Annotated in this window: 14 protein-coding genes; 6 read left to right on the forward strand and 8 right to left on the reverse strand. The window is 67.1% G+C overall.

Annotated elements, in window-relative coordinates:
- Positions 1–11: 11 nt before the first annotated feature.
- Positions 12–791, reverse strand: a complete 780-nt coding sequence (locus tag RHCRD62_RS02505) for an alpha/beta fold hydrolase (RefSeq protein ID WP_050063058.1) — start codon at positions 789–791, stop codon at positions 12–14.
- Positions 792–870: 79 nt separating this feature from the next.
- Here RHCRD62_RS02505 and RHCRD62_RS02510 point away from each other — a divergent pair, with 79 nt between their 5' ends.
- Positions 871–2,637, forward strand: coding sequence for a GNAT family N-acetyltransferase (locus tag RHCRD62_RS02510; RefSeq protein ID WP_050063059.1), 1,767 nt, complete (start codon positions 871–873; stop codon positions 2,635–2,637).
- Between the two features lie 29 nt (positions 2,638–2,666).
- Here RHCRD62_RS02510 and RHCRD62_RS02515 read toward each other — a convergent pair whose 3' ends face one another.
- The 7 genes from RHCRD62_RS02515 to RHCRD62_RS02545 all read right to left on the reverse strand — a co-directional run bounded on the left by RHCRD62_RS02515 (position 2,667) and on the right by RHCRD62_RS02545 (position 8,765).
- On the reverse strand, positions 2,667–3,086 hold the full coding sequence (locus RHCRD62_RS02515; RefSeq protein ID WP_050063060.1) for a hypothetical protein: 420 nt from the start codon (positions 3,084–3,086) through the stop codon (positions 2,667–2,669).
- Positions 3,087–3,217: 131 nt separating this feature from the next.
- Positions 3,218–3,685, reverse strand: coding sequence for a nuclear transport factor 2 family protein (locus RHCRD62_RS02520; RefSeq protein WP_050063061.1), 468 nt, complete (start codon positions 3,683–3,685; stop codon positions 3,218–3,220).
- Positions 3,686–4,834, reverse strand: coding sequence for a CaiB/BaiF CoA transferase family protein (locus RHCRD62_RS02525; protein ID WP_050063062.1), 1,149 nt, complete (start codon positions 4,832–4,834; stop codon positions 3,686–3,688). It abuts the gene before it with no gap.
- On the reverse strand, positions 4,831–5,445 hold the full coding sequence (locus RHCRD62_RS02530) for an NADPH-dependent FMN reductase (RefSeq protein ID WP_050063063.1): 615 nt from the start codon (positions 5,443–5,445) through the stop codon (positions 4,831–4,833). Before RHCRD62_RS02530 ends, RHCRD62_RS02525 begins: the two co-directional genes overlap by 4 nt.
- A gap of 13 nt (positions 5,446–5,458) precedes the next feature.
- The gene (locus RHCRD62_RS02535) at positions 5,459–6,631 is read right to left on the reverse strand and encodes an acyl-CoA dehydrogenase family protein (RefSeq protein WP_050063064.1); all 1,173 of its coding nucleotides are present in this window, start codon (positions 6,629–6,631) and stop codon (positions 5,459–5,461) included.
- Between the two features lie 8 nt (positions 6,632–6,639).
- Entirely contained in the window at positions 6,640–7,749 is a 1,110-nt protein-coding gene (locus RHCRD62_RS02540) for an acyl-CoA dehydrogenase family protein (protein WP_050063065.1), read from the reverse strand.
- Between the two features lie 11 nt (positions 7,750–7,760).
- On the reverse strand, positions 7,761–8,765 hold the full coding sequence (locus tag RHCRD62_RS02545) for an LLM class F420-dependent oxidoreductase (protein WP_050063066.1): 1,005 nt from the start codon (positions 8,763–8,765) through the stop codon (positions 7,761–7,763).
- A 331-nt stretch (positions 8,766–9,096) separates the two neighbouring features.
- Here RHCRD62_RS02545 and RHCRD62_RS02550 point away from each other — a divergent pair, with 331 nt between their 5' ends.
- Genes RHCRD62_RS02550 through RHCRD62_RS02570 form a run of 5 tightly spaced genes read left to right on the forward strand, consistent with a single transcriptional unit; the run spans position 9,097 to position 15,181 of the window.
- On the forward strand, positions 9,097–9,912 hold the full coding sequence (locus tag RHCRD62_RS02550; protein WP_157050779.1) for an enoyl-CoA hydratase/isomerase family protein: 816 nt from the start codon (positions 9,097–9,099) through the stop codon (positions 9,910–9,912).
- Between the two features lie 10 nt (positions 9,913–9,922).
- Positions 9,923–11,542 carry an SMP-30/gluconolactonase/LRE family protein gene (locus RHCRD62_RS02555; protein ID WP_084734032.1) on the forward strand — a complete coding sequence of 540 codons (1,620 nt, stop codon included), beginning with the start codon at positions 9,923–9,925 and terminating at the stop codon, positions 11,540–11,542.
- Positions 11,543–11,561: 19 nt separating this feature from the next.
- A complete protein-coding gene (locus tag RHCRD62_RS02560) occupies positions 11,562–13,121 on the forward strand; it encodes a class I adenylate-forming enzyme family protein (protein ID WP_084734033.1) in 1,560 nt (519 codons plus the stop codon).
- Complete coding sequence (locus RHCRD62_RS02565) at positions 13,118–14,032, forward strand: VOC family protein (RefSeq protein ID WP_050063070.1); 915 nt, start codon at positions 13,118–13,120, stop codon at positions 14,030–14,032. The genes RHCRD62_RS02560 and RHCRD62_RS02565 overlap by 4 nt, the downstream gene beginning before the upstream one ends.
- An 18-nt stretch (positions 14,033–14,050) precedes the next feature.
- Positions 14,051–15,181, forward strand: a complete 1,131-nt coding sequence (locus RHCRD62_RS02570; protein WP_050063071.1) for an alpha/beta hydrolase family protein — start codon at positions 14,051–14,053, stop codon at positions 15,179–15,181.
- Positions 15,182–15,233 lie beyond the last annotated feature (52 nt).

The raw sequence follows: 15,233 nt of genomic DNA on the forward strand, positions 1-15,233 counted from the left end.
AGTCGGGCGTGCTATCCGTGTCGCGCCACGTCCTCGCACAGGATGCTCGGCCAGCGGGTGAGATCCGCGGGCGTGTGCGCCACCGCGAGGGTGGCCTTCGGCATCAGGGCGACCAGTTCCTCGGCGGTGGACACGGGATGGCCGGGGTCGTCGATCCAGGCCAGCACCGTGGTCGGCACGTCGATCGCGGCGATCGCGTCCGGTGCGGGCAGGTCGCTGAGGGCGGCCCCTCGGAACAGGGACGGAAGCAGGCGTTCGGTGACGTCCGGCCCGGTCTCGGGCGTCCCCACGGTCGCCGGCGGCCGCGGGGCGGCGAGGTCGGCCACGAGGAACGCGTCCAGCCCCTGCTCCTCGATCAGAGTGGCATTGCGCCGGTAGATCTCGGCCTTGGCGACGCGGGTCTCCCAGGCGGTCGCAGGCACCAGCAGAGTGAGGCCGACGAACCGGTCCGGATCACGCACGGCCGCGTGCAGCAGGGTCCCTGTCCCCATCGACGGGCCGACGCCGTGGACCTGCTCACCGGGAAACCAGTGGTCGAGCAGCCGCAGCAGGTCGTCGGCCAGTACCGGCCAGCGGTAGTCCTCGGGGACTGCGCGTCCCGTCGAATGGCCGTGCCCGCGCGCGTCGTAGCGCAGCAGCCGGGTGCCGTTGAGTCCGCGTCCGAGATCGAGGTCCATCAGGCGGTCGCGGTGGCGGCTGGAGGTGAGGCCGTGGAGTTGGACGACCGGGTGGCCGCCCTCGTCGCTCAACTCCACGTCGAGCTCGGCACCCGGAACACTGAAGGTGGGCACGGTACCTCCTGGTTTGCTCGTGAAAGCGGGGTGGCTCGTGAAAGCGGGGTGACTCGTGGAAAGCGCCTAGGATAGCGCCATGCGGCTGACCAACGTCGCGCACCTGCGCCTGCCGTTCGGCCGACTGCTGGGCTACGACGTGACCGTCGGAGCGCCGGGCCGATCGCTCCCTGTCTCGTTCGACCAACGACGTCACGTCGGAGCCGGAGACCGTGCCGGCTCTTGGATGGCGTTGTCGTTCAGGCTTTCCCGATCGGTACCACTCGACGAGCTCGCGGCCGCATGGCTGGCGGTGATCGCGCGCCACGGCACGCTGAGATCGGTGTTCGTGCCGGGCGAAGACGGTGAGCCGCGGCTGCACGAGGTCGAGATCCTCCCCGGGCAGTGGGTCCTGCACTCGATCGCCCCCGGGCAGGCCGTCAACGACGCGCTGCGTGAGGTGCTCGACCGCGCGTGCTCGCCGTACAGCAGTCCCTCGTATCGACTGTGCGTGCTCGAGACCGCAGTGGGGCCGACGGTGGTTGTCGCCGCGGACCATTCGCACGTCGACATGTGGTCGATGCTGGTGATCGCACGCGACCTGCTGACCGCACTGGCGGAGGTGCAGGACGGTCGAGCGCCGTCGTTGCCGCCCACGCCCGCCTTCGCCGAGCACACCCGTGCGCTGCGGGACCGACCGGCGGCGCCCCCCGAGGTGCACCGCCGCTGGGCCGAGGTGCTGGCGGCGAGTGGCGACGTGATGCCGCGGTTCCCGCTGCCGCTCGGCCCGGCGACGTTGCAGCAGGAGCGGGTCGAGGTGCGCGACGTTCTCGACGTCGACGACACCGCCGCGTTCTCCGCTCAGGCCCGTGAGGAGGGGGTCTCGACCCTTGCGCTGGTGGTGGCCGCGATGACCGAGGTGACGCGATCGCTCGCGGACGCCCCGCTGCGCGCGGTGTTTCCGGTGCACAGCCGGTATGACTCCACCTGGCACGACTCGGTCGGCTGGTTCATCACCAACTCGGTGTTGGAGTCGACCGACTCCGATCCCCGGGCCAGCGCGGAGGCGGTGAAGGAGGCCGTCCGAATGGGGTCCTGGCCGTTGGAGGACCTCCTCCGTCCGTGGGGTGGGATGCCCGAGGTTCCGGGGATGTTCGCGATCTCGTGGCTGGACCTGCGCAGGTTGCCGGTGCGGGTCGATGCGACCGGTCTCGAGGCGCAGTACGTCGGCGCGTCGATCCGGACCGACGGCGTGATGCTCTGGTTCATTCTCGACGAGTTCGGCCTGCACCTGCGGTGTCGCTATCCCGACACCCCCGAGGCCCGGCGGCACGTCGGTGGCTGGCTGGACACGCTCATCTTCCACCTGCGCTCGCGGGCAAGGGAATCCGTCGGTGGAAGGCTCCGGCTCGGTGACCGGACCTATCGGGTGCAGCGCGCCGGACGGAACGATGTCCCGGCGCTTGTCGAACTGCTGTCCGACGACGAGATCAGCCGCCCACGCGAGGGAGCGGAGCTCGCCCGGTACGAGGAGGCGTTCGACGCCATCGGCCGCGACTCGTCGCACTACCTGGCGGTGGTGCGTGACGAGGACGACCGGGTCGTCGGCACCATGCAGCTGACCATCCTCCCCGGACTGTCTCGGGGCGGAACCACTCGACTGCAGGTCGAGGGGGTCCGGGTTCTGGCCTCCGAGCGCTCCCGCGGTATCGGAACCGCGATGCTCGAGTGGGCGCACGAGCACGGTCGGCACCGCGGTGCGACCCTCGCGCAGGTCACGACCGATCGGGAGCGCGAGCGGGCGCACACGTTCTATGCGCGGCTCGGGTACGGCAACAGTCACATCGGACTCAAGCGGACTCTCTGACGCCGCCGACGGTCCTGCCGCAGTGCGGGCTACGGCACGAAGAACGTCGCGAGACCGGGCGTGATCGGCCCCGGTGTCGCCGGATCGAGCAGGACGGCGACCTGCCCGGTTCCCGTGTGCACTGTCGCCGCGGCGGGGATGCCGTTGAGTCCGTCCGACAGACGGGCGGATCCTGAGGCCCCGGTCGACAGGTTCACCCAGCGGACCTGGGACGAGAGCAGGCAGCCCCATCCGCCGGGCTTGCCACCGGTGATGGTCATGTCGCCCGGCTGGTCGCCGACCTCGGCGACGCAGCGCACCGACGGTGCGTCGAAACTTCCGTTGGGGTTGCTGAACGGTGCAGGATCGAGCTGAAACGGGATCGTCGTCGCTGCGGCGAGCCCTGTCGCGCACAGTCCGGAGAGGGTCAGTGTGGCCGCGCAGACACCGAGCTTGCCAACGAGTTTCATCAGTGATTCCTCTCAGTGCGCCGAGTGAACCCCCATTGTGCACCGACGCAACGACGTGTTCGTCGCGTACGCCGGTGCTCGCTGGTCCGTGGGTGATCCGGCCGAATCCCACAGACACACCGGGGCTGCCGCTACGCGTCGAGCTTGCCCAGCCGCAGGACCTCGCGGTTGCCCGTGCACCAGCGCTGGACCGCACGCACCGCGCTGATACGCCAGCCGTCCTCGCAGCGCTGTAGACGCATGTCGTACTGGCCACCGGAGGTCCACATCGGCCCTCCGGAGCTGTTGGGCTTCACATGGAATGCCACCACCTGGGAGATGCACCCGGCCTGGTCGCCGGAGCCGCTCACGAGATGCCCGGACACCAGATGCTGCGTTGCGTCCAGGTTCCCGAGCAGCCGCTCGGCGTTCTTGACGTAGACCGCACGCGGTGTGTCGGTCGGCGGGCCGCCGAAGAGGTCGCCGTAGTCGAGGGTGATGGTCTCAGTGAACACCGTGTGGAGGTCAGCCCACCTGCGTTCGTCGATGTAGTAGGTCATCTTGGTGCAGGTCTCGACGATCGCCGCGCGATCGTCGGCATCGAAACGCTCCTGGCTCATTCACTGACTCCTTCGTGTGCTGGTGATTTGCGGACCTTCGCCGGCTGCCCCGGTGGCGAGCAGGCCGTCGATCTCCACGGCGTCGAGGCCCCATTCGGCCAGAACTGCGCGCGTATTCGTACCGGGGGCGACGCCCGGTGCTGGGGTGTGGGGAGGCGTGCGCGAAAACCTGGGGGCCGGCGCAGGTTGGACGACACCGCCGATCTCGACGAAGACGTCCCGTGCGAGGTTTGCCGGATGCCTGGTCGCCTCCGTCGGTGTGAGCACCGGGGCGAAGCATGCATCGGTACCTTCGAGCAGCGCGCACCATTCCTGCTGGGTACGGCTGGCGAACAACTCGGTGAACACGGAACGAGTGGATTCCTCGTCGGTGCGGTTGACGTCGACGCCCAGACGGGTGCACAGATCGTCGAAGAACCGAGATTCGAGGGCACCGATCGTCACGAAGCGATGGTCGGCGGTCTCGTACACGTCGTAATAGCCGGCGCCACCGTCGAGGACGTTGTCACCTCGCTCCTCGGACCACTCCCCGGAGTTGATGAGTTCGTGCATGGCGGTGGTGAGCAGCGCTGCTCCGTCCACGATGGCGGCATCGACCACCTGGCCCCGCCCGGACGACTTCGCCTCCAGCAGCGCACTGACCACACCGAGGGCGAGCAGCATTCCGCCACCGGCGAAGTCGCCGACCACGTTGCCCGGTGGGACGGGGCGATCGCGTGGACCGATGCCGTGCAGGGCGCCGGCCAGTGCGATGTAGTTGATGTCGTGACCGGCGGTCTGGGCCAACGGACCGTCCTGGCCCCAGCCGGTCATTCGCCCGTAGACCAGTCGCGGGTTGCGTTCCCGGCAGGGCCCGGGACCGATGCCGAGGCGTTCGGCAACACCGGGGCGGAAGCCCTCGATCAGCGCATCCGCGCTCTCGCAGAGGCGTAGGAGGGTGGCCACGCCTGCGGGATCCTTGAGGTCGAGGGCCACCGAGCGGCGGCCTCTGGCGACCGGCTCGTGTTCGACGAGCGTTTCGCCGCGAGGTGCGATGCGGTCGACGCGAACGACGTCCGCACCGAGATCGGAGAGCAGCATGCCGGCGAAAGGCAAGGGACCCATGCCCTGGATTTCCAGCACTCGAAGTCCGGCCAGCGGTCCGCTCATCGTGTTCCGACCCGTTCGGTGGACCGCTGGTCCGTCGCACCCACGGTGCGCGCCAGCATCACCAGGTTGTCCAGCAGGCGGCCGATGAGTTTGGTGGCGCCGGGATCGATGAGCACCCCGTCCTCGAAGCGGGTGTGCGCGCGGGTGACGAAGACCTCCGGAGTGTTCACCACGTGGGACTGTGTGGAGACGAAGGACTGGCGCAGCTGGGATTGCGCGCGCGCCGTACCCAGGATGCTCGGCGACGCGCCCACGAGGGCCACCGGTTTGCCCTCGAGCCCCGAGTTTCCCGGCGGCATCGAGATCCAGTCGAGTGCGTTCTTGAGCACTCCGGGGACACCGTAGTTGTACTCCGGGGTTGCGATGACGAGAGCGTCCGCCGCGCGAACTTCGGCCTGGAGTTCTGCCACGGCGTCGGGTGTGCTGATGCGGGCCTGGTCCTCGTTGAACAACGGGATCTCCGCGAACCGCGGGAACTGACGGATCTCCAGTTCATCCGGGCTCAGCCGGATGACGTTGTCCAGCAACAACTGATTGTAGGAATCTGCCCGCAGGCTGCCCACGATGGCAACTGCACGGAGCCTTCGGGGAATGGTCACATCGCTGGTCATTGTCTAGGGCCCCTCACTGCTGTTGGAGTCGTGGTTCGCGGGGGAGTCCCAATACCCGCTCTGCAATGACGTTCTTCATGATCTCGTCGGTACCTCCCCCGATCCGCAGCCCCAGGGCACCGGTAAGCAGTTCGGTCCAGGGGTTCTGGAGGACGCCGTCCGGGCCGAGCGCGCGCAGTGCTGTGTCCGCTGCGAGATACTGGCCGGTCGTCGAGAGCAATTTGGTGATCGACCCCTCCGGTCCGGGTGGACGGCCCTCGTTGGCCGCAGTGCGCAGCCGAAGCTTCAAGATGCCGAGGATGTGCTGGATCGTGTGCACGTCGGCGAACTGGCGGCCGATGGCAGGGTCGGTGAGGTGCTCGCAGGAACGCAGGAGCTCGAGCAGTGGTTGTGCACCGACAATTTCCGGTTCGAGCGAGTATCGCTCGGCCATCAGGGTGGTCATCGCGACCTCCCATCCCTGGCCGGGCTCGCCGAGGACCGCGTCGGCGGAGACGACTGCGTCATCGAAGAAGACCTCGTTGAAGGTGTGTGCCCCGGTGGCCTGCTTGAGCGGTCGAGTCGTGACGCCCGGTTGCCTCAGGTCGACGAGGAACGCGGTCAGTCCGTGGTGTCGGGGAGCATCTTCGCTGCGGGCGAGGATGTAGCCGAAGGATGCGTACTGGGCGTAGGACGTCCAGATCTTCTGCCCGTTGATCAGCCAGCCGTCCGCGGTCTTGCGTGCTGTGGTCCGGATGGCGGCGAGATCGGATCCGGCGTCCGGTTCGGAGAACAACTGGCACGACAGTTGCCTACCGGCCAGGAGTGGCGTCAGGTATCGCTCGCGCTGCTCGGCGGTACCCCACCGGGACAGGGTCGGCACGATCATTCCCATCGTGACCGACTGGGCGTCGAGCGGGAGACGGTAGCGGCCTTCCTCCTCGGTGAACAGCAGCTTCTGAGGGACATCACCGCCCGCGCCGCCGAATTCGGTGGGGATCCCGATACCCGCCCACCCCTCCTCGTACTTGCGCGCCTGCCACGCGAGCGACTGCTCCACATGTCGGACGGATTCTTCGGTGGTGCGAGCGCCGAAGACGCTCAGCCTGCCCGTGTCCGGCTCCTCGAACGCAGGTGCATTGGTGGCCAGCCACGCTGCGGCACGTTCTCGGTATGCGACGTCGGCGGCCGAATCGGCGAAATCCATGGTTGCTCCTATCGGGTCTGCGCGAGCAGAAGTCGGGCGGCGACCGCGTCGCGGTGATCGTCGGAGCTGCCGAGTGTCAGCGCGCGGCTGCGGGATCGACGGACATGGAGGTGTGCATCGTGTTCCCAGGTGAATCCGATTCCTCCGTGGGTCAGGAGGTTCGCCTCCGCGGCTTCCGTATAGGCGTCCGAGCACCACGCCTTGGTCATCGAGGCCACCAGGCTGAGCTCCTCGGTCGCGCCCTGGTCGGCGAGCCATGCAGCGTGGTACACCAGGGAGCGTGCGCCCTCGACCTTGATGAGTACGTCTGCGCACCGGTGCTTGATCGCCTGGAAGGACCCGATCGCCCGCCCGAACTGGGTTCTGGTCTTGGCATACTCGACGCATTGGTCGAGGCAGGCCTGGGCGCCGCCCAACTGCTCGGCCGCCAGCGCGACGCTCGCGAGTGCGAATGCTCGCTCGACCTTGTCCGAGGCGTGAGCGCCGAGTCGGATCGCCGGGGTGTCCTCGAGGCGGATTCGGCCCGATTGGGTGACCAGGTCGTAGGCGGCTGTCGGGTCGTCGATGGCAGCGGTGAGCGCGGCGCGGTGCACAGCGAAAAGGTCGGTTCCGTCGGGCGTGCGTGCCGGCACGATCAGCAGATCCGCGGTCTCCGCGTCGATGACCGCTTCGGCGACGCCGGTCAGCCGCGCGCTGCCGTCGGCGTGGATCGGAAGGGCTGCAATCGATCCGACACCGACCGGGAGCGCGAACGTGGCGATCAGCTTGCCGTTGGCGATCTGGGGAAGGAAGTCGGCGCAGGCCGCGGAGTCACCGGAAGCGAGGAGTGCAGTGGCAGCGAGGCCGACGCTTGCGAGGTACGGCGATCTGACGAGATGGCGACCGAACTCCTCGAGGATGATCGCCAACTCGACCATTCCGCCACCGGCCCCGCCGTACTCGACCGGGATCGGCACGGACATCAGGTCGAGTTCGTCCGCGGCTCGTCGCCAGGATGCCTCGTCGTACGGGAGGCCGGCGTCCACGAGGGTTCGGAGCTGCTGCCGGTCCGAGGTGCCGAGGAACCGACCGACGCTGTCGCGGAGCGCGGCCTGCTCAGGATTGAAACCGAATTGCACGATCGTTCCGCCTAACTGAGGAGGTCGGCCATGAGGCGGACCGCCTCCGGCTGTCGGGTCATGAGGGACATGGAGGTGATCGGTGCCGCCGTCCAGAAGTCGAGGAGCTCCTTGATCCGTTCGGGTGGGCCGCACAGTGCGACTTCGTCGACCAGGTCGTCCGGAACGGCGGCGATCGCTTCTTCCTTGCGCCCGGCGAGATACAGGTCCTGGATCTTCTCCGCCGCGTCCTCGTAGCCGTACCGGCGTGCCACGTCGTTGTAGAAGTTCTTCCCGCGAGCACCCATGCCGCCGACGTAGAGCGCGATGCTCGGCTTGACCTGGGCTCGGCATGCGGCGGCATCGTCCCCGACGACCACGTCGAGGATCGGGCACAGGTCGAAGTCGGGGCGCGGTGTGAAACCGGAGGGAAGGATCGCGTCGTATCGGCGAGAAGAGAAGAACACCGGAAACCAGCCGTCCCCGATCTCGCATGCAAGTTCGATGTTCCGGGGGCCGATCGCGGCGAGATAGATCGGGAGATCGGCGCGGCGGGGATGGAGGATCAGCTTCAGCGGCTTGCCGAGGCCGGTGCCGTCGCTTCCCGTGTACGGGATGTCGTAGTAGGTGCCGTGGTGCTCGAGGTGGGTCTCCCGGCGAAGTGCCTGGCGAACCACGTCGACGTACTCGCGGGTCCGCTTCAACGGCTTGCCGTAGGGAATGCCGTGCCAGCCCTCGACGACCTGCGGCCCCGACATGCCGAGTCCGAGGCGGAATCGGCCATTCGACAGGTGATCCATCGTGGCGGCGGTCTGAGCCGTGAGGGTGGGGGAGCGGCCGGCCATCCCGAGTACGGCGGTGCCGAGACCGATCCGGGATGTTCTCGCGGCGAGCCAGGCAAGAGGAGTGACGCCGTCGGACCCATAGGCCTCGCCGGACCACACGCAGTCGAACCCGACGTCTTCCGCGAGTTGTACCAGTCCCAAGGTGTCGTCTTGTCCAGAGCCCCAGTAGCCGAGATTCAGGCCGAGCTTCATGGCATCCTCCAAACACGGATTCGGGCGGACGAAGGTGCCGCCGGAGGGGGCGGCCGATGGCGCCGCCGGAGGGAAATGGGCTCGTCAAGGAGGTCATCCCTGATGTCGCGCTTGCACCCCGGAGACTAGCAGATTCTGATGTGCAGAGGGATTTTCTGAAAACTCTTGTGCCCTCCGCGAACTCGTGTAATGCTCTGTCTGCGCCGAAAATCACACCGCGATCCGCCCGTAAAGGCGCGCCGCACAATCGGTATCGAAAATTACCGACCAGGTAGTAGGGCCGCCGTCCGAGACGGTTTCGAGCCCGCAGTCGTTGAATGGAGCCCTGATTATGGCCATGGATGACCTGATTCTCGTTTCGAGGCCCGCCCCCGGAGTCCAGCAGATCACGCTGAACCGCCCCAGCAGGCTCAATGCCCTCAACCCCGGCCTGATCATCGAACTCACCAAGCAGCTCGATGAACTCGTGCGGGCCGACGACATCAAGGTCGTCGTGCTCACCGGCGCCGGCCGTGGCTTCTGCTCCGGTGCCGACCTGTCCGGTGAGGTGTTCCCGACCGGCGTCGAAGGCGACCCGAATCGGCACTGGACGGCCGTCCAGTCGTGGTACTCCGGTGTGATCGCCAAGCTACGCCGAATCCCTCAGCCGGTGATCGCGGCCGTCAACGGGCCTGCTGTCGGCGGCGGCTTCTCGATCGCGATGGCGAGTGACATCAGGTTGGCCGCGCCGGAGGCGTATTTCTCTGCGGCCCAGATCAATATCGGTCAGTCGGTTTCGGAGATGGGCGCCAGCTACCTGCTTCCCAGGATCGTCGGCGGCCGCGCGACAGAGATCTTGATGACCGGACGGCGGATGCAGGCCGACGAGGCGGAACGCATCGGGTTCGTGAGCCGGGTGTGCTCCGACGGTGTCGTCGACGCCGCACTGGAGGTGGCGCAGGTCCTGGCCGCGAAGGCGCCTCTGGCCCTGCGGATGTCGAAGGAGGCGCTCAATGCCTCCCAGGAGATCGGAAGCCTCGAGGCCGCACTCGCCATGGAGGATCGCACCCAGGTCGTCTGTGTGCTGAGCCAGGATCTGGCCGAGGGTGAGCTCGCCTTCCGCGAGAAGCGCAAGGCCGTGTTCTCCGATGTTCCCGCCGTAGTCTAGGAGGCGTTGGATGAGCGAGTCGTCGAGCAACCCCAGGGTCTCTCGTTTCGACCTCTATCTGGACACCTCACCGAGTGCGGCTCCCGGGTGGTCGATGGAGACCATCCGGGAGCCGTCCCGGCTCTTCGGGGCAAACGGGGTGCGGCTCCATGCAGACGGGAGACTGTGGGTCTCGGAGCTTGTAGGTGAACATCTTTCAGCATGGGATGCGGACAACGACGTCCTGTCCAACGTGTCGCCGATGGGTTCGGAGCTTCGAGGTCCCGACGACATCGCCTTCGATTCCGAAGGAACCGTCTATGCCGCTGAGACGATGAACGGGCGGGTGAGCGGTCGACGCGCCGACGGTTCGTACTTCGTGTTGGTCGACGAATGCCCTGCGGTGAACGGCATCACCGTCGATCCCGAGACCGACAGATTGTATGTCGACGAGATGCGCGAGGGCGGCCGGGTCCTGGAGATCGACCGGCACCAGCGAAACCAGGTCAGGGTGATCGCTGAGGGCCTGGACTGGCTCAATGCCCTGGAAATGGGTCCGGACCGGCGGCTGTACATGCCGCAGGTCTTCGCCGGCACGGTGTTGGCAGTGGACCCGGAAACGGGTGCGGTCGAGACCGTGGTCGACGGCCTGGCGCACCCGACCGCGGTCAAGTTCGCACCCGACGGCCGGCTCGTCGTCACGCAGTCGAGCCTCGGTGAGGTGACCGCGGTGGATCTGGCCACCGGCGAGCGGCAGAAGTTGGTGAGTCTCGCTCCGGGTGTCGACAACTTCGACATCGACGACCGCGGCAACATCTACGTCTCCAACTTCGTGGAGGCGAGTGTGGCGCGATACACGATGGAGACCGGTGCACTCGACAAGGCCCTCTCGGTGAGTTCCTTCCTGGGTCCCTACCAGATCGCAAGTGCCGCCGAAGGATACGTTGTCGCCGACCACGGAAGTGTGTGTCGCATGGACGGCCTCGGCAACTTCGAAAGATTGAGCAGGCTGCTTCTCGACCAACCGTTCGTCGCAGTCGGTGTCGCCGAGGTCGACGGAATCCTGGTGGCGCTGAGTCAGGCCGGGGAGGTGTTCCGGCTCGAGGACTCGGGTGAGTGGGTGAAGATCTACGGCTCGCTCGACGGCGCGAACTCCGAGTACTTCGGGCAGGACTCGGACGGGGTGAACGCGATCGGCATCGATGACGGACAGTTGCTGGTGGGAATGCTCCGCGGCGACGTCGTCGTCCTGGATGTGGACGGCACCGTGAAGTCCCGGCGAGCGTCCGGCCTCGCGACCGTCACGGCGATCTCCGGCCGCGACGGCGCGATCGTCGTCAGCGACGAGAACGCCGGATCGGTTCTCGTTCTCGGCGACGGTGGACCGCTCGCGCTCGACGGTTTCAAACGACCCCAGGGCGTGGCGCTCACCGAGGACGGTGTGGTGGTCGCCGACCAGGGGGCGAGACAGGTCGTCCATGCAAGCCTCGACGGGGAGCGACGTGAGGTCGTGGCATCGGATCTGCCCCTCGGACTGCCCCGGCTGCAGGCCGATGACGGTCGCCGATCATCGGTGACCCTTGCCAAGGACGGGTCGATCATCGTCGGATGCGACGGCGACGGGAGCGTCCGCCGCGTCGCTCGCAGCTGAATTTGCCGGGAGGAACCAAATGAATCTTGCTGGACCACTGCGGTACTGGGCGCAGCGTGACCCGGAACGAATGGCGATCGCGATGGGTGATCGCGAACTGAGCTGGGCGGAGCTGGACGGCCGCACCTCGAGGCTGGCGCAGGGGCTGCGCGGCCTCGGGGTCGGGCCGGGGGATCGAGTGGCGACGCTGGTGCCCAATTGCATCGAGTTCTGCGAAACCGTCTTGGCCTGTTTCAAACTGGGTGCGACGTTCGTGCCGTTGAACTACCGGCTCGCTCCTGCGGAGCTGGCCGAGATCATCGACCGCTGTGGTGCGGCGGCGATCGTCGCAGATCGCGCGATGCTGGACGCCCTCCTCGAGTACGACCAGCGGTCGGTCGGTGAGCTTCCGCGCATCGTGACCACCTCGCCGCGGGCAGGCGAGAGCCTGTTCGAGGAGGTGGTCGCCACTTCCTCGCCCGAGGACCCGCGGGTGGAGTTCGCGGCAGACCATCCGGCATTCATCTGCTACACATCGGGAACGACAGGTGCGCCCAAGGGGGCGGTGCTCAGTCACCGCAACGTGCTCGCAGTGTGCGCCGAGCGGATCGCGATCGATGCCTGGAACTCGACCGACAGCACGTACTTCCCGTACGCGCTCGCGTTCACGGGTGGACTTATCGCGATGTGGATGCCGCTGTACTCGGTGGGCGGCCAGACCGTGCTCGAAGACGACTTCGATCCGGAACGGACGCTCGAGGTGTTCGCGCGGCGCGGCATCACCCAGTTCATCGCGGTCGGATCGATCCTGGAAGCGCTCACTCAGGCCGGCACCTTCGAGACAACCGACCTTTCCAGCCTGCGGATGCTCGGCACCGGTGGCCAGGCCATCTCGGTCGCGATGCTGCAGGCATTCGGGCGCAGAGGGCTGTACGTGTGCCAGGGCTACGGGCTGACCGAAGGTAGCGGCTTGAGCCTGGCTCTGCCCGGTGAGATGGCGGAGGCGAAGCTGGGTTCGACCGGCATCCCGACGCCGCAGACTTCGGTCAGGGTGGTCGACGCGTTCGGCGAGGACGTCGCCCAGGGGAAGGTCGGCGAATTGTTGCTTCGGGGACCTCAGATCATGGAGCGCTACTGGGACGATCCCGTGGCGACCAGGGACGCGTTCATCGACGGCTGGCTGCGAACGGGCGATCTCGTCAGGCAGGACGAGGACGGCTACTTCTACGTCGTCGATCGCGCCAAGGACATGCTGATCTCGGGCGGCGTCAACATCTACCCCGCAGAGATCGAGCGTGTGCTCGCCGGCTACCCCGGGATCGTCGAACTGGTCGTCATCGCGGCCCCCGACGAGAAGTGGGGTGAGGTGCCGGCGCTGATTGCCCGACGTGACCCGAACGCAGACGAGCGCCCGAGTGCGGACGAGCTGATCGAATACTGCCGCCAGCGCCTCGCGCGCTACAAGGCGCCCAAGTACGTCTTGTTCCAAGAAGATCCGCTACCTCGTGGCATGTCCAACAAGGTGCACAAGAGCGAGGTCCGTGAGCAGGCCCTGCGAATCCTCGGCCTCACCGGGGATCACACGCGGACCACGGCATGACGGTGGGTTCGACGATCGGGCGGTACGTCGGGGTGGCGATCGCCGTTCCCGACCTCACCGCGGCGGTCAAGCAGTATTCGCGCCTGGGCTTCGTGGTCTCGAACCTTTCGTATCGCACCGAATGGGGCGCCGAGGTGGCAACATTCGGCTTCGCCGACGGGAGCTACCTCGAGCTGGTCAGCGGGGTCGACACGACCAAGCGCAACGGTGCTGCGATCGCAGCGTTCGTCGAGCGCTTCGGTGCCCGAACCTATCTCTCGTGCTACGAAGTGGCCGATATGGCGGCCGCCTACGACCGTGTCCGAGAAGCCGGGATCGACGTCGTGGGGCCTCCGCAGTTCGCCCCGGCCTCGGTCGGCGAACGCGCCGAGATGCTGTGGTTGCAACCGTCGGCGATGGGTGGTGCTTTCACGCAGCTCCTCCGACTGCACGACGGACCGCGGCAGTTCGAGGCCACGACGCCCGGCACCAGACTGTTCACCCAGGTCCTGGTCGGACACGATTCCGAGCGGATCGTCGCGACGATGACGGGGCTTGGTTCGATCCCGAACCCGTCGTACGAGGTACCGCAATGGGGTCTTCGCGCAACGGTATTCGAGCTGCCGGGTGATACGAACATGGAGATCGCCGTACCGACCGACACGGCGAGGCCTCAGGGCGCGGCACTTCGGCGCGCACTCGACGCCGGGCGGTCCGGCCACTACATGACCACCTTCGAGGTCGACGACGTCGATCTGTTGGCGAAGCGATTGGCCGACGCCGGTGTGGAGACGCTGGGGCCGCCCACCGATTCGCCCACGCAGTCTCCCTGGGGGCCGTGCCGACAGCTCTGGGTGCACCCCACCCGATCACCCGGCACCTTCGTCCAATTCCTTACCCGGATCTCCGGTTCGACAGATCCGCATTCCTGATGGAGGCATGAGCAACTCGTGACGCAGCTATCCGAGATCGAGACCACGTTCGTCGGCCTGGCCGCACCGGGGCAGCCCAGAGCGGGAGCGGGTGGCTGGCCCTGCCAGGGCGTCTACTACCGCCCCCGCGGAACTCGGCCGAAGGTTGCCGTGATCGCAACTCACTACAACGTCGACTTCTCCCAGCACTACATCGCCGACCACCTGGCGGCACGCGGATTCGGATTCCTGGGTTGGAACACCCGGTTCCGCAACGATCCGCTGCACTTCCTCCTCGATCGGGCGCTCGTCGACATCGGTGTCGGAGTGCGGTGGCTACGCGAAGAGATGGGCGTCGAGTCGGTGATCATCCTCGGCAACTCCGGGGGATGCTCGCTGATGGCGGCATACCAGTCACACGCGACCACGCCGAATGTCGTTGCCCTGCCGGGTATGCGACCCGCACCCGGAATCGACGACCTGATTCCGGGTGATGCGTTCATTGCTCTCGCAGCGCACCAGGGGCGCCCCGACGTGCTGACCAGTCAGCTCGATCCCGCCGTGATCGACGAGAACGACCCGACGCTCACCGATCCTGAACTCGACCTGTGGAATCCTGAACACGAGCGGCCGTTCACTGCCGAGTTCCTGACCCGTTACCGGGCTGCGCAGCGAGATCGCAACGCGCGGATCACCGACTGGGCCAAGTCGGAACTGCGACGCCTCGCGGCCGCCGGCCAGCGCGATCGTGTCTTCACCGTGCCGCGGACGTGGGCCGACCCGCGTTTCGTCGACCCGACCATCGACGCCAACGATCGCAAGCCGAACTGGTGCTACCACGGGGAGCCCAAGCAGTCGAACGGCTCGACGTGGGGCCTGGTGACCTCGTGCACGCTGCGGACGTGGCTCTCGATGTGGAGTCAGGAGACCTCGCAGTGCAACGCCGGTCCCCATCTGGCGAACATCGCGGTGCCGAGTTTCGTCGTCAACGGCGCGGCGGACACCGGGGTGTTCCCCAGCGACGCCAAGGCACTCCTCGAAGGCCTCGCCTCGGCGGACAAGGCCGGCGTGGAGATGCCAGGCGACCACTACTTCGACCGACCGACCGACACCCGCCCGGAGGTCGCCGACGTCATCGCCGAATGGATCGGACAGCGGTTCCGGCCGTAGCACAACGACCTCGTAGGACATCTGTAGCGCGTCTACCCACCGGACCCGGTCG

It is taken from the genome of Rhodococcus sp. RD6.2 (assembly GCF_001040705.1).
In the GTDB taxonomy this organism is placed as follows: domain Bacteria; phylum Actinomycetota; class Actinomycetes; order Mycobacteriales; family Mycobacteriaceae; genus Rhodococcus_G.